The sequence below is a fragment of the Leucobacter holotrichiae genome (assembly GCF_055791005.1).
The window spans coordinates 132656-158609 of sequence record NZ_JBVUAC010000002.1 but is presented as its reverse complement, the minus strand read 5'-3'; the positions used below and the strand labels follow the sequence as shown (position 1 = coordinate 158609).

25 protein-coding genes and 1 tRNA gene are annotated in these 25954 nt (G+C 69.3%); 17 read left to right on the top strand and 9 right to left on the bottom strand.

Going from position 1 to position 25954, the window contains the following annotated elements:
• Nucleotides 1-9: 9 nt before the first annotated feature.
• The 4 genes from AC0KXF_RS04360 to AC0KXF_RS04345 are packed head-to-tail and all read right to left on the bottom strand — an operon-like array spanning nucleotide 10 to nucleotide 3884.
• Nucleotides 10-1494: a sensor histidine kinase gene (locus tag AC0KXF_RS04360; RefSeq protein WP_473108018.1), complete on the bottom strand. Its 1485-nt coding sequence runs from the start codon at nucleotides 1492-1494 to the stop codon at nucleotides 10-12.
• A 1-nt stretch (nucleotide 1495) separates the two neighbouring features.
• The gene (locus AC0KXF_RS04355) at nucleotides 1496-2197 is read right to left on the bottom strand and encodes a response regulator transcription factor (protein WP_223044763.1); all 702 of its coding nucleotides are present in this window, start codon (nucleotides 2195-2197) and stop codon (nucleotides 1496-1498) included.
• Between the two features lie 57 nt (nucleotides 2198-2254).
• On the bottom strand, nucleotides 2255-2896 hold the full coding sequence (locus tag AC0KXF_RS04350; protein ID WP_473108017.1) for a beta/alpha barrel domain-containing protein: 642 nt from the start codon (nucleotides 2894-2896) through the stop codon (nucleotides 2255-2257).
• 10 nt (nucleotides 2897-2906) lie between these two features.
• Nucleotides 2907-3884, bottom strand: coding sequence for a sugar-binding transcriptional regulator (locus AC0KXF_RS04345; protein ID WP_473108016.1), 978 nt, complete (start codon nucleotides 3882-3884; stop codon nucleotides 2907-2909).
• Between the two features lie 114 nt (nucleotides 3885-3998).
• On the opposite strand from AC0KXF_RS04345, the gene AC0KXF_RS04340 reads away from it, so the two are divergent.
• From AC0KXF_RS04340 to AC0KXF_RS04315, 6 genes are all read left to right on the top strand, one after another.
• Entirely contained in the window at nucleotides 3999-5006 is a 1008-nt protein-coding gene (locus tag AC0KXF_RS04340; protein ID WP_473108015.1) for an ABC transporter permease, read from the top strand.
• 39 nt (nucleotides 5007-5045) lie between these two features.
• The gene (locus AC0KXF_RS04335) at nucleotides 5046-6041 is read left to right on the top strand and encodes a substrate-binding domain-containing protein (protein WP_473108014.1); all 996 of its coding nucleotides are present in this window, start codon (nucleotides 5046-5048) and stop codon (nucleotides 6039-6041) included.
• Nucleotides 6042-6043: 2 nt separating this feature from the next.
• Nucleotides 6044-7573 carry a sugar ABC transporter ATP-binding protein gene (locus AC0KXF_RS04330; RefSeq protein WP_473108013.1) on the top strand — a complete coding sequence of 510 codons (1530 nt, stop codon included), beginning with the start codon at nucleotides 6044-6046 and terminating at the stop codon, nucleotides 7571-7573.
• Nucleotides 7574-7658: 85 nt separating this feature from the next.
• Nucleotides 7659-8282, top strand: a complete 624-nt coding sequence (locus AC0KXF_RS04325; RefSeq protein ID WP_473108012.1) for an SIS domain-containing protein — start codon at nucleotides 7659-7661, stop codon at nucleotides 8280-8282.
• A gap of 37 nt (nucleotides 8283-8319) precedes the next feature.
• Nucleotides 8320-9819 carry a xylulokinase gene (gene xylB, locus AC0KXF_RS04320; RefSeq protein WP_473108011.1) on the top strand — a complete coding sequence of 500 codons (1500 nt, stop codon included), beginning with the start codon at nucleotides 8320-8322 and terminating at the stop codon, nucleotides 9817-9819.
• Nucleotides 9816-10478: a transaldolase family protein gene (locus AC0KXF_RS04315; RefSeq protein ID WP_473108010.1), complete on the top strand. Its 663-nt coding sequence runs from the start codon at nucleotides 9816-9818 to the stop codon at nucleotides 10476-10478. The genes xylB and AC0KXF_RS04315 overlap by 4 nt, the downstream gene beginning before the upstream one ends.
• Before the next feature lie 10 nt (nucleotides 10479-10488).
• Here AC0KXF_RS04315 and AC0KXF_RS04310 read toward each other — a convergent pair whose 3' ends face one another.
• The 3 genes from AC0KXF_RS04310 to AC0KXF_RS04300 all read right to left on the bottom strand — a co-directional run bounded on the left by AC0KXF_RS04310 (nucleotide 10489) and on the right by AC0KXF_RS04300 (nucleotide 14640).
• Nucleotides 10489-12237 (bottom strand): DNA repair helicase XPB, encoded by a 1749-nt coding sequence (locus AC0KXF_RS04310; RefSeq protein WP_473108009.1) that lies wholly within the window; start codon nucleotides 12235-12237, stop codon nucleotides 10489-10491.
• 164 nt (nucleotides 12238-12401) lie between these two features.
• Nucleotides 12402-14360 (bottom strand): helicase-associated domain-containing protein, encoded by a 1959-nt coding sequence (locus AC0KXF_RS04305; protein ID WP_473108008.1) that lies wholly within the window; start codon nucleotides 14358-14360, stop codon nucleotides 12402-12404.
• Nucleotides 14361-14373: 13 nt separating this feature from the next.
• Nucleotides 14374-14640 carry a hypothetical protein gene (locus AC0KXF_RS04300; protein WP_255572786.1) on the bottom strand — a complete coding sequence of 89 codons (267 nt, stop codon included), beginning with the start codon at nucleotides 14638-14640 and terminating at the stop codon, nucleotides 14374-14376.
• A 160-nt stretch (nucleotides 14641-14800) separates the two neighbouring features.
• Between AC0KXF_RS04300 and AC0KXF_RS04295 the strand changes: the two genes are divergently transcribed.
• Both AC0KXF_RS04295 and AC0KXF_RS04290 read left to right on the top strand, forming a co-directional pair.
• A complete protein-coding gene (locus AC0KXF_RS04295) occupies nucleotides 14801-15178 on the top strand; it encodes a cold-shock protein (protein WP_223044751.1) in 378 nt (125 codons plus the stop codon).
• Nucleotides 15171-15869, top strand: a complete 699-nt coding sequence (locus AC0KXF_RS04290) for a DUF3027 domain-containing protein (protein WP_473108007.1) — start codon at nucleotides 15171-15173, stop codon at nucleotides 15867-15869. Before AC0KXF_RS04295 ends, AC0KXF_RS04290 begins: the two co-directional genes overlap by 8 nt.
• Nucleotides 15870-15969: 100 nt before the next feature.
• Here AC0KXF_RS04290 and serC read toward each other — a convergent pair whose 3' ends face one another.
• Complete coding sequence (gene serC / locus AC0KXF_RS04285; RefSeq protein WP_473108006.1) at nucleotides 15970-17088, bottom strand: phosphoserine transaminase; 1119 nt, start codon at nucleotides 17086-17088, stop codon at nucleotides 15970-15972.
• A 168-nt stretch (nucleotides 17089-17256) separates the two neighbouring features.
• Between serC and AC0KXF_RS04280 the strand changes: the two genes are divergently transcribed.
• The 4 genes from AC0KXF_RS04280 (at nucleotide 17257) to AC0KXF_RS04265 (ending at nucleotide 20536) form a co-directional block, all read left to right on the top strand.
• Nucleotides 17257-17949: an iron-dependent transcriptional repressor DtxR gene (locus AC0KXF_RS04280; RefSeq protein ID WP_473108005.1), complete on the top strand. Its 693-nt coding sequence runs from the start codon at nucleotides 17257-17259 to the stop codon at nucleotides 17947-17949.
• Between the two features lie 90 nt (nucleotides 17950-18039).
• The gene (gdhA, locus tag AC0KXF_RS04275; protein ID WP_473108004.1) at nucleotides 18040-19392 is read left to right on the top strand and encodes an NADP-specific glutamate dehydrogenase; all 1353 of its coding nucleotides are present in this window, start codon (nucleotides 18040-18042) and stop codon (nucleotides 19390-19392) included.
• Nucleotides 19393-19694: 302 nt separating this feature from the next.
• Nucleotides 19695-20360, top strand: a complete 666-nt coding sequence (locus tag AC0KXF_RS04270) for an NlpC/P60 family protein (protein WP_223044746.1) — start codon at nucleotides 19695-19697, stop codon at nucleotides 20358-20360.
• Between the two features lie 103 nt (nucleotides 20361-20463).
• Nucleotides 20464-20536: transfer RNA gene (locus AC0KXF_RS04265), tRNA-Arg, on the top strand.
• A gap of 293 nt (nucleotides 20537-20829) precedes the next feature.
• On the opposite strand, the gene AC0KXF_RS04260 is transcribed toward AC0KXF_RS04265, so the two are convergent.
• Nucleotides 20830-21357, bottom strand: coding sequence for a hypothetical protein (locus AC0KXF_RS04260; protein WP_473108003.1), 528 nt, complete (start codon nucleotides 21355-21357; stop codon nucleotides 20830-20832).
• Nucleotides 21358-21401: 44 nt separating this feature from the next.
• On the opposite strand from AC0KXF_RS04260, the gene AC0KXF_RS04255 reads away from it, so the two are divergent.
• The 5 genes from AC0KXF_RS04255 to AC0KXF_RS04235 all read left to right on the top strand — a co-directional run bounded on the left by AC0KXF_RS04255 (nucleotide 21402) and on the right by AC0KXF_RS04235 (nucleotide 25914).
• Nucleotides 21402-22172: a CYTH domain-containing protein gene (locus tag AC0KXF_RS04255; protein ID WP_473108002.1), complete on the top strand. Its 771-nt coding sequence runs from the start codon at nucleotides 21402-21404 to the stop codon at nucleotides 22170-22172.
• Nucleotides 22169-22378, top strand: coding sequence for an HPP family protein (locus AC0KXF_RS04250; RefSeq protein WP_473108001.1), 210 nt, complete (start codon nucleotides 22169-22171; stop codon nucleotides 22376-22378). Before AC0KXF_RS04255 ends, AC0KXF_RS04250 begins: the two co-directional genes overlap by 4 nt.
• A gap of 175 nt (nucleotides 22379-22553) precedes the next feature.
• Complete coding sequence (locus AC0KXF_RS04245; RefSeq protein WP_473108000.1) at nucleotides 22554-23975, top strand: NAD(P)/FAD-dependent oxidoreductase; 1422 nt, start codon at nucleotides 22554-22556, stop codon at nucleotides 23973-23975.
• A 103-nt stretch (nucleotides 23976-24078) separates the two neighbouring features.
• Nucleotides 24079-24438 carry a cupin domain-containing protein gene (locus tag AC0KXF_RS04240; protein WP_473107999.1) on the top strand — a complete coding sequence of 120 codons (360 nt, stop codon included), beginning with the start codon at nucleotides 24079-24081 and terminating at the stop codon, nucleotides 24436-24438.
• A 111-nt stretch (nucleotides 24439-24549) separates the two neighbouring features.
• Nucleotides 24550-25914 carry a uracil-xanthine permease family protein gene (locus tag AC0KXF_RS04235; RefSeq protein WP_473107998.1) on the top strand — a complete coding sequence of 455 codons (1365 nt, stop codon included), beginning with the start codon at nucleotides 24550-24552 and terminating at the stop codon, nucleotides 25912-25914.
• The last annotated feature ends 40 nt before the right edge of the window (nucleotides 25915-25954 follow it).

Sequence of the window (25954 nt, the reverse complement as noted above, 5' to 3'; positions counted from 1 at the left end):
GTGCTGAGACTACGCCTGCAGCCGCGGCACCGGCACGGTGTCGTCGGAGAGCGGCGGCGCCGGCAGGTCGACGCGGAACGTCGCTCCGCCGCCGGGCGTCTCGAACACGCCGACGGTGCCGCCGTGCGCATCGACGATCGACTTGACGATGGCCAGGCCGAGGCCCGAGCCGCCCGTCTCACGGTTGCGCGAGGTGTCGGCGCGCCAGAACCTTCCGAAGATCTTCTCGCGGATCTGCTCGGGGATGCCCTCGCCGTGGTCGACGATCTCGAAGCGCGACATCGGGGGCCTGCCCTCCGGGATCTCGGCCAGGGGCACGGCGGACACGACGACCTCGATGGGGCTGCCCTCCGGTGTGTGCCGCATGGCGTTGCCGATCAGGTTGGTCATGAGCTGGCGCACCTTGTGCTCGTCGCCGAGCACCTCGGGGGCTGTGGGATCCTCGATCACCTGCACCTCGCGGTCCTGCGCCTGGGCGCGCGCGTCGAGCGCGGCGTCCCGGGCGAGGCGGTTCAGCGGCAGGGGCGTGAGCTCCATGGGCCGGCGCTCGTCGAGGCGCGCGAGGGCGAGGAGATCCTCGACCAGCGAGGTCATGCGGATCGCCTCCTTCTCGATCCGCTCCATCGCCTGCCGCACCTGCTCGTCCTCCTGCAGCGCACCCATGCGGTACAGCTCCGCGTAGCCGCGGACCGAGACGAGCGGCGTGCGCAGCTCGTGGCTGGCGTCGCCGATGAAGCGGCGCATGCGCTCGATGGTGCGCGCCTGATCCTCGAGGGAGCCGTCGAGCCGGTCGAGCATGATGTTGAGCGACTCGCCGAGGTGCCCGACCTCGGTGTGCGGGCTCGACACCATGATGCGTTTCGAGTAGTCGCCGCGCGAGATCTCGAGGGCGGTCTGCTCCACCTCGGCGAGTGGGAGGAAGGTGGCGGTGACGAGCAGCCGGGTGAGGGCGGCACCGAGCAGGATCACCGCCACGCCGAACGCGGTGAAGATGACCACGTACTGAGTGAGCACCTGATCGACGAAGCTGGACATGGCGATGAGCAGGGTGCCCTTGACGGCGCCGTTCTGCACGATCGGTATCGTGATCGCCTGCCACTCGGTGCCGTCGGGGCTCGACATCGGCGTGAACCCGTCGCTGTTGATGCTGCCGGCCGGCGGCACCTCGGGGGTGGAGGACGACCTGTCGCCCCGGGCGTTGTCGTACTGCAGCGTGCCGTCGGGGCCGAGCAGCGCGACGTAGTACCTGCGGTTCGCATACAGGATGTCGTCGCGCCCGAGGTTGTTGACGTCGGCCTGCGGCGCCAGCGCCTCGGCTGGATCGCTGCGCAGCTGAACCAGCGTGTTCGACTGATTCAGCTCGAGCATCGGCCGCAGCACCGACAGGGTGCCGACGCCGGCCACGATGAGTCCCAGGAACAGGATGAACACCGTGACACCGGTGATCTTCGCGCGCAGTGAGACATCGGCCCAGCGATCGGCGAAGCGCGTCACGCTACTTCGTCTCGGTCTTCAGCATGTACCCGAAGCCGCGCTTGGTCTGGATCAGCGACTCCTCGGTGAGGGGGTCGAGCTTGCGGCGCAGGTACGAGATGTACGACTCGACGATGCCGGCGTCTCCGTTGAAGTCGTACTCCCAGACGTGGTCGAGGATCTGCGCCTTCGACAGCACGCGGTTGGCGTTCTGCATGAGGTAGCGCAGCAGCTTGAACTCGGTGGGGGAGAGCTCGACCGGGGTGCCCGCGACCGAGACCTCGTGGGTGTCCTGGTCCATCGTGATCGGGCCGACGGCGAGCACCGAGTCCTCGTCCTCCTGAATGGTGCGGCGCAGCACGGCCTTGATGCGGGCGATGATCTCGTCGAGGCTGAACGGCTTCGTGACGTAATCGTCTCCGCCGACGGTGAGGCCCTCGACCTTGTCCTCGGTATCGTCCTTCGCGGTGAGGAAGATGATGGGGGCCGTGTAACCGGCGGATCGCAGCCGCTTGGTCACGCTGAAGCCGTTCATATCGGGCAGCATGACGTCGAGCACGATGAGGTCGGGCTCTTCTTCGAGAACGGCGGAGATGGTCTGCGCGCCGTTGCCGACCGCGCGCACTCCGAAGCCGGCGAATCGCAGGCTCGTGCTGAGCAGCTCGCGGATGCTGGGTTCGTCATCGACGATGAGGATCCGGGGTCCCTTGTTCTGCGTAGTCATGCTTCCAGTCTCTGGAAGATTGCTATGAAGTAGCTGGAAATGTGTCGGTGGGGATCGTTAACCCGTTCGCTGCCCGGAAGGGCCCTGCACGTTCGCGATCCACGCCGCTCGGTCGCCGGCGCCCACCAGGCTCGTGCCGCTCACGATCCAGTCCGCTCCGTGATCCACGAGCCGCGCGGCGCGCTCTTCCGTCACGCTGCCGTCGACGCCCACGGGACCGAACCCGAGGCGCGAAGCCTCGGCGACGAGGTCGTAGCTCGCGGGATCGAACGCGGAGCCGGCGTGGCCCGGGCGGATGGTCATGACCAGTGCCCCCGAGGCGAGCGGATCCTCCTCCTCAGCGGCCGCGCGAAGCTCGTCGAAGCTCGAGACGGCGGCGACGGGGAGGGCGCCGTGCCTTCGAATGAGGCTGAAGCACTCGCGCCAGTGCGGTTCGCTCACGTGCACGGCCACTGCGTCGCAGAACTCCGCCCACTCGGCGATCGCGGGCCGGGGATCGCGGTGCATGAGGTGCGCCTCCGCCGCCGCTCCCGCCCCGAGCCGGCGTGCCTCCGCCGGGGTGAAGCCTCCCGCGGGGCCGATGGTGCCGTCGGCGTGGTCCCAGTGGAAGCGGGTCAGGCCGTCGTCGATGAGGCGGCGGGAGACGCTCTCCAGCTCGGGCGGGGCGACCGACCAGAGCGACGCGGCGACGCGGATCACAGGGCCGCCCTCATGCGTTCGACCCGGTCTGCTCGGCCACGGCGATCGCGGCCTCGGCCAGCTCGGCGTCGACGACGAGCTCGGAGATGAGCCCGGACCGGGCCAGTGCGACGACGGCGGTGGCCTTCTCCGTTCCGGCAGCCACGGCGATGACCCGGGGGATGGCGCGCAGCCGCTCGGTGGTCACGGCGATGCAGCGCTTGGCGAAGTCGGACGCGACCTCGCCGCCGTCCCGGTCGAGCAGGGTGACGCCGATCTCGGCGACCGCTCCCTGCGCCAGGAGCTCCTGCCTGGCCTCGGGCGAGAGCGAGTTGTAGAGCTGCGACGACGGCGGGTTCCACGATCCCACTGCCATGACGGCGGTGGTGACATCGCGGTGGTGATCGAGTACGCGCGCGATGTCCGACTGGCGCCTGAAGACCTCCGCGGTCTCCTCGTCGTCGGCGACGAGCGGGGCGAAGAGCGGGAGCATGTCGCCTCCGGAGTGGTTGCCGATCCGGCGCACGACCTCGACGGGGGAGAGATGGCGCGTCATCTCCGTGGCACCCGTCATCTGCACCACCGAGACCTGGGGGAGCGACTCGATCGCCTCGGCGGTGGATCCGAGCGCTCGGCCCCACCCCATGCCGAGTGTCTCGCCGTCGCGCAGGGTGGTGCTCAGCAGCCTCGCGGCCTCGCGGCCCACGGTGCCGCGCACCTCGTCGAGAGTGCCGAACGCCGAGACGGCGGTGACCCGCTCGAGGCCGAGCACTTCGCCCGCCCGCTCGGAGAGGGCCTCGTCGAGCATCCCGCCGTCGTCGATGCTGATGGTCACGATCCCCTCGTTGAGCGCAAGATCGAGCAGGCGCGCGACCTTGAAGCGGGAGACGCCGAGGCTCTCGGAGATCTGCACCTTGCTGCGGTCGTCGAGGTAGAAGAGCCGCGCGACCCGTGCGGCGAGAGCGCGGTCGGCGGCCGAAACGGCTTCGGTGGGGGATCGCTTCGGCATGGGATCCTCTCTGATCGGCAGCTTGCATGCGCGGGGGTGTTCGCTCTATTATCCATGTATCACAGATGAGCGCGCAAGGTGCTCAAATGAGCGCTTGTGCAAGGAGGCATTCGAATGAAGCGGAGAATTCCGAACGAGGTCGGCATCGCGGTCGTCGTCCTGCTGGTCGCCGCGGTGCTGGCGATCATCTCGCCGACGTTCCGCACGATGTCCAACCTCGAGGTGCTGCTGCTGAACGGCGCCGTCGTCGCCTTCCTCGCGCTGGGCCAGACCTTCGTGCTGCTCACAGGCGGCATCGACCTCTCGACGGGCTCGAACATCGCGCTCACCGGCATCACGGCGGCGCTGCTGATGCAATCGGGGCTGCCGTGGTGGGCGGCCGCGCTGTCGGCGATCCTGCTGGGCCTCGCAGTGGGTGTCTTCAACGGAGCAGCGGTCTACTACCTCAAACTTCCTCCCTTCATCGTGACGTTCTCCACGAACGGCATCGCGCTGAGCATCCCACTGATCCTCACCGGCGCGAGCTCGGTGAACGTGGCCGATCCGATGTTCGCGATCGTCGGCCGCGGCTCGATCTTCGGCATTCCGATGCCGATCCTCCTGGTCGCCCTCGCCGCGATCATCTTCAGCGTGCTGCTGCGGTACACCTCGACCGGCGTGCACCTCTACGCCGTCGGCGGCAACGCCGAGACGAGCCGGCTGGCCGGCGTGCGCAGCGGCGGCATCATCATGTTCGCCTATGCGATCAGCGGCCTGTGCGCTGCGATGGGCGGCATCATCGTGACGAGCCGTCTCATGGTGGGTTACCCCAGCGCGGGCTCGGGCAACGAGCTCTTCTACTCCATCGCTGCGGCGGTCGTGGGCGGTGTCAGCCTGTTCGGCGGTGTCGGCACGGTGGTCGGCGCGCTGCTGGGAGCCGTGCTCATCGCGACCGTCTCCAACGGCATGAACGTGATCGGCGTCGAGAGCTACTGGCAGCCCCTCGTGATCGGCGTCATCATCCTCATCGGCGTCATCATCGACACCCATCGCCGCAGCATTTCGATCGGCACGCTGTTCAGCCGGATGCTGCGAGGCAACCCCGGGCAGCGGCCCGTGACGACCACGACCGCCTCCTCCTGACCCCATACCCGAAGTACTCATCCAGATCTAGGAGAAATCATGCGACACAAGACACTGCTCGCCGGTGCGGGTGCAGCGCTGCTGCTGCTTCTCACCGGTTGCGGCGCCGTCGATACCGGCACCAACACCGGCGGCGACGCCACTCCGGCCGCCGATGTGCGACCCGAGTCCTGCGACTCGGAGAACCCGTTCATCGCGGTTGCACTGCCCAACCTCACCAACCCCTATTACGTGGCCATGAAGGCCGGCTTCGAAGCCGCGGGTGAGGAAGCGGGCTTCGACGTCCAGGTGCAGATCGCGAACGACGACGATGCCGAGCAGCTGTCGCAGGTGCAGGCCATGCTGCAGCAGAAGCCCTGCGCGCTCGCGCTGAACGCGGTCAAGTCCGAGCCGGGCGCCGCGATCGTCTCCGCGGCGAACAAGGCGGGGGTGCCGGTGTTCACGGTCAACGTGGGCGTCGATCCCGAAGCTCTGAAGTCCCAGGGCGCGTCGATCGTGCAGTACCTCGGCGCCGACAACTTCGCCGGCGGCAAGCAGGCCGGCGAGCAGGTCATCGCCGATTTCGGCGCCGACGCGGAGCTCAAGATCGGTTTCGTGACCGAGCCCGACGAGACTCCCACCGTCACCCGCGACAAGGGCTTCAGCGAGGCCATCGCGGCGAACCCCAACGCCGAGGTGGTCGCCACCGTCGACGGCAACGTGAAGCCCGATGACAGCCTCAAGGCCACCACGGAGATGCTCTCGGGCAACCCCGACATCAACGTGATCTTCGCGAGCACCGGCCCCGCCACCTACGGCGCGCTGCAGGCGCTCGGCGCCAGCAGCGATGTGAAGGTCTACGGCTTCTGCGCCTCCGAGGTCAAGCTCGACGGCCCCTACGCCGGCTGCGTCGCTCAGGAGCCCGAGGTCTACGGCAGTCAGGTGATCGAGCAGATCAGCGGCTGGATCGACGGCGAAGAGCCCGAGGCCGAGATTCTGCTCCCGCTGAAGATGTTCGGCCCGGGTGAAACCCCGGCACCGGGAGAGGTCGGCTGACCATGAACGCGACAGGGACCGAGATGTCCGGCCGTGGCGCCGGGCTGCAGGTCGATGGAATCGTCAAGAGCTACGGCGGCACGACCGTGCTGCACGGCATCTCGGTCACTGTCGCCCCCGGCGAGGTCGTCGGCCTCGTCGGACACAACGGAGCGGGCAAGTCGACGCTGATGAAGTGCATCTCCGGGGCGGCCAAGGCCGACTCGGGGAGCGTGACCGTCGATGGCGAGGCGGTACGGCTCGGCGACCCGACGGCCTCGATCGAGGCGGGGATCGCGACCGTCTACCAGGAGCTTTCGCTCCTCCCCAACCTCACGGTGATGGAGAACGTCTTCCTCGGGCGCGAGAAGAAGCGCGGCGGTCTGCTCTCGAAGGAGTCCATGCGGCAGGTCAGCAGGGAACTCATCGAGGAGTTCGAGCTCGGGATCGATCCCGACACCCCGGTGAGCGAGATCCCCGTCGCGATCCGACAGCTGCTCGAGGTCGCCATCCGCACCCATCGCAACGCGCGCTACTTGCTGCTCGATGAGCCCACCACATCGCTCGAGGGCAATCAGGTCGCGCGCTTCCTCGACACCGTCAAATCACTCGCCGCGCGCGGCTTCGGCATCGTGCTGGTGAACCACAAGCTCGAAGAGCTGTACGAGGTCTGCTCCCGAGTGGTCGCCCTCGTCGACGGCGAGGTGCGGATCGACGCGAAGGTCGGCGAGGTCGGCCGCGACGAGGTGGTGGCGGCGATCGCGGGCGAGGACATCGACGTATCGACGCTCGGGCACAAGCCGCATGCTCCCGCGCCGAGCGACGCCAAGGTCACCGTCGAGGCCAGAGGGCTCACGACCCGCACCCTGCGCGACGTGAATCTGCGCGCGTACGAGGGCCGCATCCTCGGCATCTACGGGCTGGTCGGCGCCGGGCGCACCGAGACCCTCCGCGCGATCGCGGGCATCGATCGGATCGAAGGAGGCGAGCTGATCGTCGACGGCGCGAAGCGGCACCCCAGGTCGCCTTCGGAGGCGTCGAAGCTCGGGATCGCCTACGTCACGGAGGAGCGCAAGCAGGACGGGATCGTTCCGCAGCTCGACTCGACCCTGAACCTCATGCTCCCGGTCCTCTCCACCGTCTCGACGGCCGGCTTCCTGCGCCGACGGGCCATGCACCGCCGCGCCGACGAGCTGATGAACGTGATGCGCGTGCGCGGCAACCGCCAGGCGCCGGTGGAACGGCTCTCCGGAGGCAACCAGCAGAAGGTCATCCTCGCTCGGGCGCTCGCCCAGAAGCCCAAGATCCTGCTGCTCGACGAGCCGACCAAGGGCGTCGATCTGGGCGTCAAGGCCGAGATACACCGGCTGATCAGATCCCTCGCGCACGACGAGGGCCTCACCGTCATCCTCGTCTCGAGCGAGGAGGAGGAGGTCGCGGATGTCGCAGACGACGTCATGGTCATGAGCGGCGGCCACGCCGACGGCGAGTACGTCGCCGACGACGACCGCACCCCTCACGCGCTGCGGCGCATCGCCTGGGCGGCCGCGTAGGCCGGGTCGGTCCCGCCCCTACCTTCCGCGCTCCGCCGCGGGCCCGCAATCCCACTCGAACCACTCAAGAACTGGAAGCCACGACATGTCCCTCGACGCCCGACTCCTCGAAGCCGCCCGCAAGACGATCACCGATGAGGCGGCGGCCGTCGCAGCCGCCGCCGAGCAGCTCGATGAGAGCTTCCTCTCGGTGTTCGAGCAGCTGATGGCCTGCACCGGGAAGGTCTTCGTCGTCGGCTCGGGCACCTCGGGCGCGATCGCGCGGCGCATGGCGCACCTGCTCAGCGTCTGCGGCACCCCGGCGGCCTACCTGGCGCCCATGGACGCGCTCCACGGCACCATGGGGGTGCTCGCCCCCGGCGACATCATGATGACGCTGTCGAAGGGCGGCGAGACCACGGAGATCAACGACCTCATCGAGCTCGCCAAGCGCCGCGACGTGAAGATCGTCGCCATCACCTCCAACCCAGAGTCGACCATGGCCGGCCTCGCCGACACGGTCGTCGTGCTGCACAACCGGGAGGGGGCTGATCCCGGCAACGTCATCGCGATGGGCTCGACGCTCGTCACGGCTGTCTGGGGCGATGCGCTCGCGATCCTGCTCATGCGGCAGCGCGGGTACACCTGGGAGCAGATGCTCGAGACGCACCCGGGCGGCGCGGTCGGGAAGTCGCACACGCGACCGAGCGCTCTGGACCCGATTCGGTAGTCTCGAGCCCAATCGGATCGGATCCAGGAGAACACGCATGGCCATCGTCGCCGGAGTCGACGCGTCGACCCAATCGAGCACCGTCGAACTGCGCGACGCCGACAGCGGGGCGCTGCTGGGCGGCGGCCGCGCGCTGCACCCGCTGACCTATCCTCCGGTGAGCGAGCAGCGGCCCGAGGCGTGGTGGGAGGCCTTCACCTCGGCGCTCCGCGCGGCTGCGACCGAGGCCGGCATCGCGATCTCCGATATCGATGCGATCAGCGTCGCGGGCCAGTGCCACGGCCTCGTCATGCTCGATGCAGACGGCAGGCCGCTGCGCGCCGCGAAGCTCTGGAACGATACGACCTCCGCCCCGCAATCCGAGCGCGTGGTCGCTGAGCTGGGCGGAGACGCCTGGGCGGAGGCGGTCGGATCGGTGCCCATCGCCGCCTTCACGATCTCGAAGCTGGCGTGGATGGCTGAGCACGAGCCCGAGGTGCTGGCTCGCACGGCGCGGATCATGCAGCCTCACGACTACCTCACCTTCCGCCTCACCGGTCGCGCGGTCACGGATCGCTCGGAAGCCTCCGGCACGGGGTACTACGCCGCGCACGAGGGGCGCTGGCGCCTCGATCTGCTCGACCGCTTCGTGGCGCCGCGCGATTGGGCGCCGATGCTCTCGACAGTGCTCGGACCGGACGAACCGGCCGGGCGCGTCTGCGCGGCCGCGGCGGAGGAACTCGGTCTGCGCAGAGACGCGATCGTCGGCGCCGGCGGCGGCGACCAGCATCTCGGGGCCGTGGGCCTGGGGCTGCGGGATGGCGACGTGGCATACAGCATCGGCACCTCGGGTGTCGTGATGACCATGAACGAGCAGCCGGTGTTCGACGGCAGCGGGATCGTGACCGGCGTTGCGAACGCCGTGGGCGGGTACCTGCCGCTGGCCTGCACGCTCAACTCGACCAAGGTCACCGACTGGGCCGCGCGCACGCTCGGCGTCGGTATCGAGGAACTCGGAGAGATGGCGCTCAGCGTCGACGCCGAGGGGGCGCCGCCGGCGGGCAGGCCGGTGTTCGCTGCGTACCTCGACGGGGAACGGACACCCAACAGGCCGCTGGCGACGGGGACGATCGCCGGCCTGACCACCGCGACGAGCCGCGAGGAGATCGCGCGGGCGGCCTTCGAGGGGGTGCTGTTCGGCATGCTGAACGCACACGAGCACCTGCAGACCGTGGGCGCCGACGCCGACGGCGAGGTCATGGTCATGGGCGGCGGTGCGAGAGGGATCGCCTACCGCCAGATCCTCGCCGACCTTCTCGGGCGACCGGTGGTGGTGCGCGACGTGGACGAGTCGACGGCGCGCGGGGCCGCGATCCAGGCAGCCGCGGTGCTGCGCGGCCGACCGGTGGCGGAGCTCGCGGAGGAACTGCGGCCGGACGCCCTCGTGGCGACCGAGCCTCGAGATTCGGACTACACGGCGGTTCGCGAGCGTTATCGGACGCTCGCGGAGTGGACTGGAACGGACCGCGCCGACGACGCAATTGGAGGGGTCAGATGAACACGCGCCGCATTCGATGGTACGCCGACTCGGCGAATGAGGGCGAGGTGCTGCGACTGCTCGACGAGGGGCTCGTGTGCGGCGTGACGACCAATCCCGAGATCCTGCGCGCGGACGGCGTGACGCTCGGGCGCCTGCCCGAGCTCGCGCGCAGCTGGGTGGGGCACGGAGCCGAGGAGGTGTTCTTCCAGACCTGGGGGAGCACCGCCGACGAGATGGTCGAGCATGCCCGGGAGCTGCTCGGGATATCGCCCCGGGTGTGCATCAAGGCCCCGGCGACCGAGGCCGGGTTCTCGGCAGCCGCGCGACTGGTGAAGGAGGGGGCCACGGTTCTCGTGACCGCCGTGTACAACCCGGTGCAGGCGCTGGCAGCCGCGTCCGTCGGAGCTCGGTACATCGCACCGTACCTCGGGCGGCTCGATGACGCCGGCTACGACGGCGCGGGCATCATCGAGACGATGGCCATCGCGGTCGCCGGAACCGGCACCGAGGTGCTCGCGGCGAGCCTGCGCTCTCCCGACCGCATCCTCGACCTCGCCCAGTGCGGCGTGAACGCCTTCACCGCCAAGCCCGCCGTGCTGCGTCAGGCGCTCCGAGCAGAGGCGTCGGACGCATCGGCCCGCGCCTTCGAGGAGGCCATGGAGAGCGTCGTCGACTAGAGCTCGGGGATTAGAGCTCGGGGGCGTCGAGGATCGTGTAGCTGTATCCCTGCTCGGCGAGGAAGCGCTGACGGTTCTGCGCGAAATCCTGGTCGACCGTGTCGCGGGCGATCAGAGTGTAGAACGACGCGGTCAGGGGAAGGGCTTCGCCCTCATCGTCGGCGACGTGTGCGTCGCCGCGGGCGGCGGTGCCGCTTCGCGCCACCGTTTCCGCCCGCGCCCTTGACTTGGGGCGCAGCAGTCGGCCGAGGCGCTGCGCCTCCTCCTGACGTGAGCCGAAGGAACCCGAGATCTGGATCGCCACCGATGCGTCGGGGAGATCCACCGAGAAGTTCGCGACCTTCGACACGACCAGGATGCGCTCCTCCCCGTCGCGGAACGCCTGGAACAGCTGCTCGCGCTCGTCGACAGGCGTCTGTCCGGTGATCAGCGGCGCGTCGAGCGCCTCCGCCATCGCTTCCAGCTGGTCGATGTACTGCCCGATCACGAGCACGCTCTCGCCCGGATGCTTCTCGATGATCCTCTGCGCGATGCGCTGCTTCTCGGGCGTCGACGATGCGATGCGATAGCGATCCTGATCCTCGGCCACCGCGTAGTCCATGCGCTCCGACTCGGGGAGATCGACCCGCACCTCGAAGCACGCCGCAGGCGCGATGAAGCCCTGCGCCTCGATGTCCTTCCAAGCGGCGTCGTAGCGCTTCGGGCCGATCAGGCTGAACACGTCGCCCTCGCGGCTGTCCTCGCGCACGAGGGTCGCGGTGAGGCCGAGGCGGCGGCGCGCCTGCAGGTCGGCGGTGAGCTTGAACACCGGCGCGGGCAGCAGGTGCACCTCGTCGTAGACGATCACGCCCCAGTCCTGGGCGTCGAGCAGCGAGAGGTGCTGGTACTCGCCCTTCCGGCGGCTCGTCAGGATCTGATAGGTGGCGATGGTGACCGGCTTGATCTCCTTCACCTGACCGGAGTACTCGCCGATCTCCTCCTCGGTGAGCGAGGTGCGGCGCAGCAGCTCGTCGCGCCACTGACGGGCCGAGACGGCGTTGGTGACGAGGATCAGCGCCTTCGCACCGACCGCGGCCATCGCCGCGGCGCCCACGATCGTCTTCCCGGCGCCGCAGGGGAGCACGACGACCCCCGACCCTCCGCGCTGGAAGGCATCGACGGCCTTCGCCTGGTAATCGCGGAGCTGCCACCCCTGCTGCTCGAGGTCGATGTCGTAGGGATCGCCGGGCGTGTAACCGGCGAGATCTTCGGCGGGCCACCCGCGCGCCACGAGCTGCTGCTTGAGCTCGCCGCGCGCCCAGGGCTCGAGCGGGTAGGTGCGCTCGTCGATGCGGTTGCCGAGCAGGGGGGCGATCTTCTTCGCGCTCGTGACCTCCCGCAGGATCGCGGGGTCGTCGGAGCGGAGCACGAGCTGGGGCGCGGCGCTGCCGTCGTCCTGCGGGTCGCATACCCCCTCCAACCGCTCGATCGTGAGGCGACCGTACCGTCGCATCGTGTCTTCGATCTCGCTCGCCACTCCGGTCGGCACCGGGAACTTGGCGTAGCGGTTCAGAGTGCCGAGGATCTCCTCGGCGGTGTGGCCGGCGGCGCGCGCGTTCCACAGCCCGAGCCTGGTGACCCGGTAGGTGTGGATGTGCTCGGGCGCGCGCTCCAGCTCGGCGAAGACGGCGAGCTCGTGGCGGGCGTCCTCGGCATCGGGGTGCGCGACCTCCAGGAGCACGGTGTGGTCGCTCTGCACGATAAGGGGGCCGAGAGTCATAGCTGTCGAGTTTACGCGGCGCCGCTTGGAACCTGCCCCGCCGCGGCCCCGTTGGATCGCGGAGTCCTGATCTGCTGTTTCGAGCACGGTGGATCCAGCAGTTCGGAACTCCTCGTTTCGAGGTGGCGGAGCGGGCGGGCGGCGGGGCGCGGCGCGCAGGCGGATCAGGCCGGGTCGACCGCGGTGATGGTGCTGATCGGCAGCGTGCGCTCCACACCCGCGGCCTGATCGCTCGCCCGGAGCCTGCCCGCCGTGACCGACACCGGCAGCAGGGTGAAGGTGTGGCTCCGCCCGCGCGCCTCCGCGGTGACGCGCACGGGGCTGCGATCCCGGATCGCGAGTTCGAGCCGCCGCGTGAAGTCGCCCGTGCCCGGTTCCGAACGAGCCGCTGCGAAGACCCGGTCCACAAGCGCGGCGAGGGGCTCCGGCAGGCCGTCCTCGAAGCGCTCAGCAGCGGAGGGGGCGGGCGGCTCGAAGACAGCCTCGGGGGCGCCGTCCGATCCCGATCCTTCCCCTGCGCGCTCGAGGGAGGGGCCCTCGGAGGCGGCTCCGAGGGTGCGTGAGGCGCCGCGCCTGCCCGTCGCGGGGTAGCGGGCATCGCCGAGAGCCGCGAGCACGTGGTCGATGCGCAGGCGGGAGAAGAGGACTGTCGAGCCGGGAACCTCGGATCGGGCGGATGCGGGATCCCCCGGGGCGGGGCGATGCAGCTGCAGGTGCTGCAGCGCCCGGTCCACGAGCAGGGTCCCGGCCAGGTCGGGGCGTGCGACCACGAGGCGGGTGCGGCCCTCGTCGCCGTCGTTCTCCTCGACGAGGATGCTGCCCAGCCGCTCGGTCAGGGAGGTCAGCAGGTAGTCGAGAGGCTGCGGAATGCCGGTCGACGAGAGCCGCTCGAAGGCTTCCCTGGCCTCGGCCGCGGTGCGCCCCCGCTCGAGGGTCGATGTCATCCGCGCCTCGGTGATGCGCCGCGTCGAAGCCACCCCCACGTGCTCGGGGACGGTGAGGGACGCGATGATCGCCTCATCATCGGGCGAGAGCGGGCCGGGGACGATCACGCTGAGGTCGGGCTGCACGTACACGCCGGGGGAGACGCCCGGGAACAGCCGCTCGACCGCGGAGAGAGCCGCTTCGAACTCGCCGTCGAGCAGCATCAGACCGACGTCGCTGAGGCGTCCCCGCGCGGTGAGGCCCAAGTGCTCGAGGTCGTCGACGAAGGATCGAGACGCGGCGAACTCCGCTTCGGGGAGCAGCGGGAATCTGCTCGGGAGCGCCGCAGCTGCCCCGGCGAGATCAGCCCCGTCGCGGTGCTGCAGCGAGGCGCGCAGCGGGGGCGCCATCGCCGCGAGTGCGGCCTCCGCGAGGACCAGCCATCGACGGGTATGCGAAGACCCCAGCCAGTCGCGCGCACCGGCAGCCGGAATCAGCGCGGCCTCGGAGATCGCGGTCCTGGTGAGGCCGGCCCGGCCGAGAGCCGTGAGCGTGCGGGAGAGATCGGCGACATCGACGCTCGTTGCCTCCGATAGGGCGCGCACCGCCGCCACGGCGACCGTGCCGCTGCGGTTGAGGCGGCCCGGTCGCTCCTGCAGCGCACGCAGACACTCCGCGGCCTGCGCCACGGCGGTGAGAGCCTCGGCGTACCAGGATCCGTCGCGGTCGGAAGCCGCGCCGTCGGTGCCCGTGGCCGCGTCAGCAGCGCGGTCCGCGGCCGACGCATGGGAGATGCTCGAATCCTCTGAAACGGTCGCGGGATCGGAGAGAGCTTCGGGATCGATGCCCACGTCCCGGAGCGCGTCGCGCAGCACGGCCTCGACCTCCGGCAGCGTCACGGGATCCTTGTCGTCGCCCTGCCCATCGTGCCGTTCGACCCCGAGCAGCCCGAGATCGGTCATCTCGGCGACCTCGGCGGATCCGGCGAGGAGATCGGGCCGCAGCAGCGCCACGAGGTGCGGACGGTCGAGATCCGCCAGCGTGCGCGCGATCGACTCCGGCCGCAGCAGCTCGGTCGCGAGGCCGATCGGATCGAGCACGTTCGCCGGGGACTGCACGCGCCTGCGGCGCACGAGCGCCTCGAGCGACGGCCGTTCCATCTCGGCGATGGCGGAGGCGAGCGCGAGGATGCCGCTCATGACGGGGAGGCGCTCAGCGCTCGCCGGTGCGTCGGAACTCGGCGCGGCGCCGGCGCTGGCTCAGCACGATGAGGAGGATCAGCAGGACGAAGCCAACGGGAAGCCCGAACAGCGAGATCCCGTAGACGAAGGGCCACAGACCCTCGGCCATGGCGTAGCGGTCGTTCATGCCCACGATGAGCGTGGCGAAGAACGACAGGAGCGCCACCGCGATGATGGTCAGCGAGGCGTAGGCGAGAATGCGCTCGAGAAGCGAGGGGGAGCTGGGTTCGGTCGACATCCGCTCCATCTTATCCCCGCTCCCTCCGAACGCACCGGGCGAGGCGCAACTCGTGACACGACCTCTCAAGCTCCGCGGGCTAGACTTGGGCCGGTATGCGAACACGCAGTGATCGCGGCTCGACACGCGGGTGATCCGCCGAACATGAGAGGGACGAGGCATGCCGAACGGCAAGGTCAGGTTCTATGACGAGGCGAAGGGCTTCGGGTTCATCCAGGGGGATGACGGAGCGCAGGTGTACCTGCATGCTTCGGTGATCCCTGACGGCGTCGACGTCCAGGCGGGCACCCGCCTGGAGTACAGCGTCGCCGACGGCAGGAAGGGGCCGCAGGCGCTTTCCGTGCGGGTCCTCGAGACCCCGCGCATCGCCAAGCGCAATCGGAAGTCGGCCGACGAGATGGCCGTCATCATCGAGGATCTCGTGAAGCTGCTCGACGGGCTCGGGAGCCGACTCAAGAACGGCCAGTATCCCGAGCGCGCCCAGGCTCGCAAGGTGGCCACGATGCTGCGCCGAGTGGCGGATGACTTCGATGTCTGAGCGGAACGACGCAGGGCTCGAAGCACCCGTGAGCGAGCTCGACGCCGAGTCGATCGTCGCCGCGGGGGAAGCTGCGGACGCGGCGGAAGCGGTGGAGCAGATGGCCGATCCCGTCCTGCTCGCGGCTCGTCAGCAGGCGAGGGAGGCCCTCGCCGAGATCGCCGACCCGGCGACGATCGGGGCTGAGGCGGGCCACGAGGTGCATGAGGCCCACGTGCTCACGCTCTTCTTCGAGTGCGGAATGGCGGGCTACCCCGGCTGGCGCTGGGCGGCCACCCTCGCCCGCGTGGACGAGGATTCGCCGGTCAACGTGCTCGAGGTCGAGCTGCTGCCCGGAGAGGGATCGGTCGTGGCGCCCGAGTGGGTGCCGTGGTCGGTGCGCCTGGCGCAGTACCGGGAGACGCAGGTTCGCCAGGCGGCTGAAGAGGCCGCGGCGGCCGAGGAAGCGGCATCGGAGCTCAAGGACGAGGACGATGCGGACGCCGAGGCCGATATCCTCGACAACGATTTCAGCGACTACGACGATGAGATCGACGGAGTGGATCTCGAGGACGAGGCAGACGACGACCTCGATGACGACGCCGAGGATCTCGATGACGACGCCGACGACACGGATCTCTTCGACGACTCCGATGACGACGAAGAGCCGGACGACGCGAACGGCGGCGATTCGGCCTCTGCGCGCGTCTAGCCGCGAGTCCGGCCTCCGACCGCCGAGCACTCATGCGCTGAGCCCCTGTTCTCCTCGACGGATTCGAGGAGAACAGGGGCTCAGCGCATGAAACCCGGATCTAGCCCAGGCGCTCGAGCACGTAGTTGATCGCGCCGGTCAGCTTGCGCACGTCGTCGGGCTCGATCGCGGTGAACGTCGCGATGCGCAGCTGGTTGCGGCCGAGTTTGCGGTACGGCTCGGTATCGACGATGCCGTTCGCGCGCAGCGTCTTCGAGATCGCGGATGCGTCGACGGAGTCGTTGAAGTCGATCGTGACGACGACCTGCGAGCGGTGATCCGGATCCGCCACGAACGGCGTGGCGACGGCGGTCCGCTCGGCCCAGTCGTAGAGCACCTGCGACGACTCGCGGGTGCGCTCGGCCGCCCATGCGAGACCGCCCTGGTCGTTGATCCAGCGCACCTGCTCGTCCATGAGGCCGAGGGTCGCGAGGGCCGGGGTGTTGAGCGTCTGATTCTTGCGCGAGTTCTCGATGGCGCCGGCAAGGTTCAGGGTCTCGGGGATGTAGCGGCCGGAGGCTGCGACGCGCTCGATGCGCTCGATGGCCGCGGGGGAGACCAGTGCGAACCACAGGCCCCCGTCGGAGGCGAAGTTCTTCTGCGGGGAGAAGTAGTAGACGTCGACTTCGCGGGCGTCGAAGTCGATACCGCCGGCACCGCTCGTCGCGTCGACGACCGTCAGCGATCCCGCATCTCCTGCCACGCGCCGCACGGGTGCCATGACGCCCGTGGAGGTCTCGTTGTGGGGGTAGGCGTACACGTCGACGCCCTCGACCGCCTCCGCCTCGGAGCGCGAACCCGCGTCGGCGTTCCGCACGTCGGGATCGTCGAGGAAGGGCGCCGAGGCGGCCGCCTTCGCGAACTTCGCCCCGAACTCGCCGAAGGCGAGGTGCTGGCTGCGGCGTTCGATGAGGGAGTGCACCGCCGAATCCCAGAAAGTGGTCGCCCCGCCGTTGGCGAGGAGGATCTCGTAGCCCTCGGGAGCGCGGAACAGGTCGGCGAGGCCCGCGCGCACGCTGCCCACCAGGTCTTTCACCGGAGCCTGCCGGTGCGAGGTGCCGAGCACCCCCGGCTGCAGGGTCGAGAGGAAGCCGAGCTGCTCGTCTCGGACCTTGGAGGGACCGCAGCCGAAGCGGCCGTCGGCGGGAAGGAATTCGGATGGGATCGTGATGTCGGCCATGCGCTACATCTTATCGACGGCCTCGGACGCTCCGGAGTCGCGAGCGCGGGCGGGCTCCCTCGCGCGGATGCGAGAGGGCATACGGCGCGGCGGCGCCTCGAAGATGCTTTAGGCTAGAACCCCCGGCGCAGGGCGTCGGGGCGATAACGATGTGCAGAGGGGACGGCGATGACGGATCTCATCGATACGACCGAGATGTATCTCCGCACTATTCTCGAGCTCGAGGAAGAGGGGATCGTGCCGCTGCGCGCCCGCATCTCCGAGAGACTCCGCCACTCCGGTCCCACGGTGTCGCAGACCGTCGGCCGGATGGAGCGCGACGGCCTGGTGGTGGTGACCGACGATCGTCGGCTCGAGCTCACGCAGGACGGGCGCACCAAAGCCGTGCACGTCATGCGCAAGCACCGCCTCGCCGAGCGACTGCTCGCCGATGTGATCGGCCTCGAGTGGGAGTACGTGCACGAGGAGGCCTGCCGTTGGGAGCACGTGATGAGCGAGCGCGTCGAGCGCAAGCTCATCGACATCCTCGGCCGCCCCACCGAATCGCCCTACGGCAACCCGATCCCGGGCCTCGAGGAGCTGGGCGGGATCCGCACCGGTTCCTTCCAGTCGGGAGTCACCGGCCTCGGCGAACTGCTCATCGAGACGGATCGACCGGTCACTGCCGCCATCAAGCGGCTGGCCGAACCCATGCAGGTCGATCCCGAGTTGCTCGAACAGCTCGCGGCCGCGGGCGTCGTGCCCGGCAGATCGGCCACCTTCACCCGCAGGGGCGACGTCGTGCACGTCGAAGTCGACGGGTCCGACGAAGCGATCGACCTCCCATTCGAGGTCGCCGCCCACATCTTCGTCTCGGTGTAGAGGCGAGCCCGCGCGAGCGGGTGAACGTGAAAATGAGACGGGCCTGCACCGGCCCGTTCGCAATGGAGCTGATAGACCGAGGAGTCCGCATTGTCGCTGCCCACCCCTGAGGTGCACCTTCGCACCGTAGCCGAGACCGTCGAACTTCGAAGCGCCGGGGAACCCGAGTTCCTGCAGGCCGTGCACGAGGTGCTCGACACGCTCACCCCGGTGCTCGCCGAGCACCCCGAGTTCATCGACGGCGGCATCCTCGACCGGCTCGTCGAGCCCGAGCGCCAACTGATCTTCCGCGTGCCGTGGACCGACGACGAGGGGTTCGTGCGGGTCAACCGCGGTTTCCGCGTGCAGTTCAACTCGGCCCTCGGCCCCTACAAGGGCGGCCTGCGCTTCCATCCCTCCGTGAACCTGTCGGTGATCAAGTTCCTCGGCTTCGAGCAGATCTTCAAGAACGCGCTCACCTCGCAGCGCATCGGCGGAGGCAAGGGCGGATCCGATTTCGATCCGAGCGGTAAGAGCGACGCCGAGGTGATGCGCTTCTGCCAGAGCTTCATGACGGAACTGGTGCACCACATCGGCGAGCACACCGATATCCCCGCGGGCGACATCGGCGTCGGCGGCCGCGAGATCGGCTTCCTCTTCGGGCAGTACCGCCGCATCACGCAGCGCTACGAGGCCGGCGTGCTGACCGGCAAGGGCGTGGGCTGGGGCGGCGCCGAGGTGCGCACGGAGGCCACCGGCTACGGGGCCGTGTTCTTCGCCGAGGAGATGCTGCTGCGCGCCGGCGAGGGGATCGAGGGCCGCAGGGCCGTGGTCTCGGGATCGGGCAATGTCGCGACGTATGCGATCGAGAAGATCCAGCAGCTCGGCGGCAAGGCGATCACCGCCTCGGACTCGAGCGGTTACGTCGTCGACGAGCAGGGCATCGACGTCGACCTCCTGAAGCAGATCAAGGGGGCCGAGCGCGCCCGCATCTCGGAGTACGCCGAGCGCCGCCCCGGTGCCCGCTTCGTGGCGACCGGCGCGGTGTGGGACGTGCCGGCCGAGATCGCGCTTCCGTGCGCGACGCAGAACGAGCTGAACGAGGATCACGCTCGCGCGCTCATCGCCGGCGGAGTGCGCGCCGTCGCCGAGGGCGCCAACATGCCCACGACCCCGGAGGCCGTGGAGCTGTTCCAGGAGGCGGGCGTGCTGTTCGCCCCCGGCAAGGCCGCCAACGCGGGGGGCGTGGCCACCTCGGCGCTGGAGATGAGCCAGAACGCGGCGCGCTCGCGCTGGGATCGCGACAAGAGCGAGTCCCGTCTGCACGACATCATGCGCGATGTGCACTCGGCCACCTACGAGGCCTCCGAGCGGTACGGCCGGCCCGGCGACTACGTGCTCGGCGCGAACTCCGCGGCGTTCGTCACGGTGGCGCAGGCGATGCTCGAGCAGGGTGTCATCTAAGCGGCCCACGCGCTCTCACGCTCGGGTCGAATCTCTCGATGTCGAGATACTTCAGGGGTTCCGAGCGGCTCGGGATCCCTGAAGTTTCAAGGCGAGTTGAGACTTTCGTGACCTGAGCGTGACATTCCCGTGATCTTCGGTTACTCTTAAACGGTCGCGGCTCGAAAGGGCCGTTTCTCACGCAGAGAACCGCAAAGCAACGTTAGGCAGATAATCTCGTGACTCAGAACCCCAGCACGGAGCTCGTAGCCTCCGGCGTCCCCGCTCAGCCGGCCTCGCGGAAGGCGAAGCGAATCGCACAGATGGCGGGTGCAGCCGCACTCAGCTTCGGCCTGGTGGGTACCTTCAGCCTCCCGGCTTACGCAACCGCTCCCGATCCCGAGGGCACTATCGACGGCTACCAGGCTCCGGCCCAGTCCCTCGAGGCCAACGCGGTCGATGACGCGGTCGTGCCGATCACGGCGCCCGAGGGTGCAGTCGGAGCCGAGATCCTCGAGCAGGAGCGCAAGGCGAAGGAAGAGGCCGAGGCTGCGAAGCGCGCTGAAGAGCTGAAGGCGCAGCAGCGGCAGCAGCAGACCACTCAGTCGGGGCAGAGCTCCGAGGGGTCTGCCGCCCCCAGCGGTAAGGACATCCCCGCGGGTGCCGGTGCCGAGGGCATCGTCTCCGCCGCTCTGGCTCAGCTCGGTGTGATGCAGGACTGCACCGCGCTCGTCGAGAACTCGCTTCGCGCCGTGGGTATCCCCGCCGGCGATCTCGGCACGCAGATCGGCGAGTACACCGGTCTCGGCGGCACGCTCGTCACCAGCGGCGACTACGCGCCCGGCGACGTGCTCATCTGGTCGGGCCGTCACGTGGCCGTCTACATTGGTAACGGGCAGGCCGTTCACGGCGGGTACGGCGGCAACCAGACCGTCGTCGCCAGCGCCTTCATCGACGGCGCTCCCAGCGGTGTCGTGCGATTCGGCTGATCCCGACAGGTTTTGACGCGGCGGGCGGGGCTTCGGCCCCGCCCGCTTCGTCGTCTGCGGGGTAGCGCTGCTAGACTCGCAGAGGCCGTTCATCAGCGGCCGCGCCTTGGTAGCTCAGTGGATAGAGCACTTCTCTCCTAAAGAAGGTGTCGGAGGTTCGATTCCTCTCCAGGGCACTCAGTCGCTTCGCTTCTTCCTGCCCTGTCGAGGCGTCATGACGAACCTTGAACGTGACTCGCAGGCTCGTCACGCGGCGTGGCCGCGCAACGCTGGCGCGTTGCTCTCAGCAGCCGGCCGGGTTCGATTCCTCTCCAGGGCACTGCCGAACCGCGTCCTTGTGCTGAGGCCGCACGGCGAGGAGCACCTGAACTATCGAGTCGGCCTACGATGTGCGCGATTCTTGGGCCGGCTCGACAAAAACAGTTCGGCTCGGTCAAGCGTGGCCCGCTACGTGAACGATCGTTGGCTGCTACACCGGCGGGTCGATGAGCAACCCGGCGCGTTCCGCCAGGAACTCCGAGAGCGGGGGTGCCCCGTTCAGGTCGGCCCCGGCTCGCCAGCGCACGCGCACCTCGCCGTCTGCGAACCCCACCGGGCCCTCCGGGGGGAGCGAGGTCAGCGCACTCGCATCGAGCGGGATCGGGGCGGTGTCGTAGTTGACGGGCGATCCGACCTCGAATCCGCCGCGCAGCGCGGCCGCCGCGAGTTCCCTGCGTTCCTCCCGGGAGACCGATTGGTAGCCCGGTCGCCCGCGCTCCGCCGCACGGGTCGCCCGGCCCACCGCGTACAGGCCGCCGTCGGTGCCGAGCAGGAGAGAGCCGAGTCGCCAGACCTCGCCGAGTCGGTGCATGGTCGCGGGTCGCGTCCAGAGCAGTACGCGGCGCGGGGCTACGTACTCGGCGAGCGCCTCGGTCGGGACGCCCGCGGCGCGCAGCTTCGACACGGTCTCGGCGCACGCCCGCTGTGCGCGCTCTGCGGCTGCGACCTCCCCTGCCATCCGGCCAGTGTATCCGGCGTCAGCGAAGCCCGTATGCTGTCGGTGTGACTGAACAGGCAGACGCGCAGGCCGCCGGATCGCTCGAGATCGAACGGAAGTACGAGGCGGCGGTCGGTCTGACGCTGCCGCCCGCAGGGGCGTTTCTGGCGGTCGGTCTCACGGCCGATCCGCCCGCCGTCCAGCGTCTGTCGGCACGATACTTCGATACCGCCGCGGCCGATCTCGCGCGCCTCGGGTTCGCCGTGCGGGTGCGCCGCGGGGGCAAGGACGCCGGTTGGCACCTGAAGCAGCGCACCGAGCAGGGCAATCGAGAGCTGCTGTGGCCTCTCGATCCGGCGATCGAGGGGATGCCGGGGCCCGCCGCGATGCCGGAGGCGCTTCGGGCCGAGATCGAGGCCCGGGTCGGCGTGCCGGCCTCGCGACTCGTGCCGATCGCCGAGCTCGAGACCGAGCGTACGACGGTGGTGCTGCGCGACACCGCCGGCCGTGAACTCATCGAGCTGGCCGACGATCGGGTGCGCGCCGTCGCCGGCGCGACCGGGGTGCGGCGCGCGTGGCGGGAGTGGGAGGCCGAGGCGCTGCCCGACGCCCACGCGGAAGGCGGCGCGGCGGGCGCGGCCGCGGTGCTGGATCGCGTGGAGCCGGTGCTCCTCGACGCGGGGGCGACTCCCTCGCTGAGCTTCGCGAAGATCGCGCGGGCGACCGGGCAGCTGGTCGCCGTCGCGCGGGCGAAGGGCGCCGGGGAGGATCGGATCGCGGCGCTCGAACGGCTCGACGCCTCTGATCAGGAGGCGGCGCGTACGCTGGAGGCATGAGCAGCGGATCGAAGTCGCGGAAGCAGTCGGGAAAGCAGGACGAGGCCGCGGCGCGGGCGCGTCGCAAGCAGATCATCGTCGCGCTGGTGATCGGGGCCGTGGTCGGAGTCGTGCTCAGCGCGCTCACCGAGTTCTGGCTGTGGCTGCCCGCGGGCCTCGCGATGGGACTCGCGACGGGCGCGATCATGAAGCCGCCGAGCGACTGAACCCCGGCGATCGGCGCGAGAGTGGCGGTGGTCAGCCCGAAACGACCGGCACCGTGCGGATCGCCGCAGTTTCCTGAACACCGAAGCGCCTCGCATGTAAACGTCATTGACATTCGCATTTACATTGCGACGGCGATGTGCGAGGATCGATCAGGAAATCGAGGACGAGGATCCCATGCAACCCACCATTTTCGAAACCAACCGCCCCGCCGCGAAGATCATCGACGACTCGCTGGCCGATACGAAGCTCGCAGTCTTCTGGACAGAGGACGTCGCTGACTCCGCGGCGCGCTACCCCGCGCTCGACGGCGACCAGCGCGTCGACGACGCCGTCGTCGGCGGTGGTTACGCCGGACTGTGGACCGCGATCAAGCTGAAGACCGAGCACCCCGATCGCCGGATCGTGCTGCTCGAGGCCGTGCAGGTCGGCTGGGCCGCCTCCGGACGCAACGGCGGTTTCTGCGAGGCGAGCATCACGCACGGCGAGCCGAACGCCGAGTCGCGGTGGCCCGACGAGACGGGCACACTGCGTCGTCTCGGCTACGAGAACCTCGATGCGATCCAGCGCTTCATCGAGCAGAACGAGCTCGACGTCGATTTCGAGCGCACCGGCCAGCTCGCGGTCGCGAACGAGCCCTATCAGACCGAATGGCTCGGCGAGAGCGAGGACCCGCACGTCATCACGCTCGACCGCGAGCAGGTGCAGCAGCGCATCAAGTCGCCCACTTTCCTCGGCGGCGAGTTCTCGCCGCTCGAGAACGCCAATCTCCACCCCGCCAAGCTGGCGGCCGAGCTCGCGCGCCACGCCGCCTCCATCGGAGTCGAGATCTACGAGCAGAGCCCGGTGACCAGCCTCGCGGGGGCGGCCGATGCTCCGATCCAGCTCACGACCGACCGCGGCACCGTGTTCGCCGAGCGCGTCGCGCTCTGCACCAACGTGTTCCCCTCGCTGCTGAAGCGCTACCGCTTCCACACCGTGCCGGTGTACGACTACGTGCTCATGACCGAGCCGCTCACCGACGAGCAGCTCGCTTCGATCGGCTGGGAGGGGCGCGAGGGGCTCGCCGACATGGCGAACCAGTTCCACTACTCGCGTCTCACCGCCGACAACCGCATCCTCTGGGGCGGCTACGACGCCGTCTACTTCTCGGGCGGCCGCATCAAGCGCGAGTACGAGGACCGCATGGAGAGCCACCGCAAACTCGCCAGCCATTTCTTCACCACGTTCCCGCAGCTCGCCGGCGTCAAGTTCACGCACCGTTGGGCCGGCGTGATCGACACCTCGACCCGCTTCTGCGCGTTCTTCGGCCAGGCCCACGGGGGCCGAGTGCAGTACGTCGCCGGCTTCACCGGCCTGGGAGTCGGGGCGACGCACTTCGCCGCGGACGTGCTGGTCGACCGCTTCGAGGGACGCGTCACCGAACGCACGGAGCTCGAGATGGTCAAGCAGGTGCCGCTGCCGTTCCCGCCCGAGCCCGCAGCGTCGATTGGCATCAACCTGACGCGCTGGTCGCTCGACCGCGCCGACCACAACGACGGCAAGCGCAACGTGCTGCTGAAGACGCTCGACGCACTGGGATTGGGGTTCGACTCGTGAATCAGTGTGGAACCGATAACGTGTCCGTGGCCCGAGGACGGGCCACGCGGCGTGCGCGCGCAACGCTGCGCGTTGCCCTGAGCGCGCGGCCGGGGTTCGACTCATGAGCGAACGGCTGCCCGCGGGGCGCAACGAGGCGGTGCGCGGGATCACCGCCGACGTCGCACTCGAGGACGTGCCCGCCGGCGACGTCGTCTCGGGTGCACCGCGGCAGGGGATTGCCGAACTCGGTACGATCGGCACTGCCGAGGCCGGCATCTGGGAGCTGCGCGGGGGAGTGGTCACCGATACCGAGGTTGACGAGTTGTTCGTGGTGCTCTCGGGGAGCGCACTCATCGAACTGCTCGACGAGGATCGCACGGTCGAGGTCGGTCCGGGCGACGTGATGCGCCTCGTCGCCGGCACTCGCACCCGCTGGACGGTCGAGGATCACATCCGTAAGGTCTACATCTCCGCGGAGTAGCGGACGGAAGTGCGGAGCGCAGGATGATGGGAGGGGCGCGGATACGGCGCCCGGCGCATTAAGATAATGCGTTGGCGCGAGCGCGTCGAACCCGAACCCGAAGGAGCCACCATGGCGCTGCCCTGGAAGCTGCACCGAGACGGCAAGCACGTCTCTTCCGACGCGATCGTGCTGCCCGAGGAGCGCATGACCTGGCCGCGCACCATCGGCTTCGGCGCGCAGCACGTCGTGGCGATGTTCGGCGCGACCTTCCTGGTACCGCTGATCACGGGCTTCAGCCCGACCGCGACCCTGTTCTTCTCGGGTCTCGGCACCCTGCTCTTCCTGCTCATCACCGGCAACCGGCTGCCGAGCTACCTCGGCTCGTCGTTCGCCTTCATCGCGCCCATCATGGCCGCGACCGCGAGCGGCGGGGAGGACAGCGCTGCCGGTCTGGCGCGCGCGTCGTTCGGAATCCTCTCGATCGGCGTGCTCATGGCGATCGTCGGCATCGTCGTCGCGAAGTGGGGCACCGGCTGGATCAACGCCCTCATGCCGCCCGTGGTGATGGGCGCCATCGTCGCGCTCATCGGCTTCAACCTGGGCCCCGCGGTCAAGAACAACTGGAACGCGACCGAGCTCTCGGGCTGGGTCGCGCTCATCACGCTCGTCGCGATGCTGCTCATCACGGTGCTGTTCCGCGGGCTCATCGGCCGCCTCTCGATCGTGCTCGGTGTGGTCGTCGGATACGTCGCGGCGGTGGCGATGGGCGAGGTCGACTTCTCGACCGTGAACGAGGCCGCCTGGATCGGGCTCCCCGCCTTCCACGCCGTGGGCAACCCCTTCGCCGACCCGACCCTGTGGGGGCTGCTGCCCGCCTTCCTGCCCGTGGTGCTCGTGCTCATCGCCGAGAACGTCGGCCATGTGAAGAGCGTGGGGCTCATGATCGACCGCGACCTCGACCCGGTCACCGGGCGGGCTCTGCTCGCGGACGGCGTATCGACGGTGCTCGCGGGCTTCGGCGGCGGATCCGGCACCACCACCTACGGCGAGAACATCGGCGTGATGGCGGCTACCCGCGTCTACTCGACCGCGGCCTACTGGGTCGCGGGCATCATCGCGGTGCTGCTCAGCTTCTCGCCGAAGATCGGCGCCCTCATCAACACGATCCCCGCGGGTGTGCTCGCGGGCGTGACCGTCGCCCTCTACGGCCTCATCGGCCTGATCGGCGTGAAGATCTGGATCGATAACCGTGTCGACTTCGGCAAGCCCGTCAACCAGTTCACCGCCGCGGTGGCGCTCATCATCGGCATCGCCGACTTCACGCTGCAGCTCGGCTCGGTCGTGTTCAACGGCATCGCGCTCGGCACGATCGCGGCGGTCGCGGTCTACCACTTCATGAGCGGTCTGTCGCGGCTGCGCGGTGGAGAGGTGCAGGTCGCTGACCCGGTGGTCACGGCCGAGACCGGGACGACGCGGGTAGCGGCCGACGGGTAGGCGGCGGGCACCCGGCGAAACACCGCCGGCGTTGCGGTGA

Coding starts and splice junctions, on each gene's coding strand:
- AC0KXF_RS04250 (WP_473108001.1), top strand. CDS start 22,169: ATGAGCAGCGGATCGAAGTCGCGGAAGCAGTCGGGAAAGCAGGACGAG.
- AC0KXF_RS04245 (WP_473108000.1), top strand. CDS start 22,554: ATGCAACCCACCATTTTCGAAACCAACCGCCCCGCCGCGAAGATCATC.
- AC0KXF_RS04290 (WP_473108007.1), top strand. CDS start 15,171: ATGTCTGAGCGGAACGACGCAGGGCTCGAAGCACCCGTGAGCGAGCTC.
- AC0KXF_RS04295 (WP_223044751.1), top strand. CDS start 14,801: ATGCCGAACGGCAAGGTCAGGTTCTATGACGAGGCGAAGGGCTTCGGG.
- AC0KXF_RS04315 (WP_473108010.1), top strand. CDS start 9,816: ATGAACACGCGCCGCATTCGATGGTACGCCGACTCGGCGAATGAGGGC.
- AC0KXF_RS04260 (WP_473108003.1), bottom strand. CDS start 21,357: ATGGCAGGGGAGGTCGCAGCCGCAGAGCGCGCACAGCGGGCGTGCGCC.
- AC0KXF_RS04240 (WP_473107999.1), top strand. CDS start 24,079: ATGAGCGAACGGCTGCCCGCGGGGCGCAACGAGGCGGTGCGCGGGATC.
- AC0KXF_RS04305 (WP_473108008.1), bottom strand. CDS start 14,360: ATGAGCGGCATCCTCGCGCTCGCCTCCGCCATCGCCGAGATGGAACGG.
- AC0KXF_RS04310 (WP_473108009.1), bottom strand. CDS start 12,237: ATGACTCTCGGCCCCCTTATCGTGCAGAGCGACCACACCGTGCTCCTG.
- AC0KXF_RS04340 (WP_473108015.1), top strand. CDS start 3,999: ATGAAGCGGAGAATTCCGAACGAGGTCGGCATCGCGGTCGTCGTCCTG.
- AC0KXF_RS04300 (WP_255572786.1), bottom strand. CDS start 14,640: ATGTCGACCGAACCCAGCTCCCCCTCGCTTCTCGAGCGCATTCTCGCC.
- AC0KXF_RS04345 (WP_473108016.1), bottom strand. CDS start 3,884: ATGCCGAAGCGATCCCCCACCGAAGCCGTTTCGGCCGCCGACCGCGCT.
- AC0KXF_RS04330 (WP_473108013.1), top strand. CDS start 6,044: ATGAACGCGACAGGGACCGAGATGTCCGGCCGTGGCGCCGGGCTGCAG.
- AC0KXF_RS04235 (WP_473107998.1), top strand. CDS start 24,550: ATGGCGCTGCCCTGGAAGCTGCACCGAGACGGCAAGCACGTCTCTTCC.
- AC0KXF_RS04270 (WP_223044746.1), top strand. CDS start 19,695: ATGGCGGGTGCAGCCGCACTCAGCTTCGGCCTGGTGGGTACCTTCAGC.
- AC0KXF_RS04325 (WP_473108012.1), top strand. CDS start 7,659: ATGTCCCTCGACGCCCGACTCCTCGAAGCCGCCCGCAAGACGATCACC.
- AC0KXF_RS04280 (WP_473108005.1), top strand. CDS start 17,257: ATGACGGATCTCATCGATACGACCGAGATGTATCTCCGCACTATTCTC.
- xylB (WP_473108011.1), top strand. CDS start 8,320: ATGGCCATCGTCGCCGGAGTCGACGCGTCGACCCAATCGAGCACCGTC.
- AC0KXF_RS04355 (WP_223044763.1), bottom strand. CDS start 2,197: ATGACTACGCAGAACAAGGGACCCCGGATCCTCATCGTCGATGACGAA.
- serC (WP_473108006.1), bottom strand. CDS start 17,088: ATGGCCGACATCACGATCCCATCCGAATTCCTTCCCGCCGACGGCCGC.
- AC0KXF_RS04335 (WP_473108014.1), top strand. CDS start 5,046: ATGCGACACAAGACACTGCTCGCCGGTGCGGGTGCAGCGCTGCTGCTG.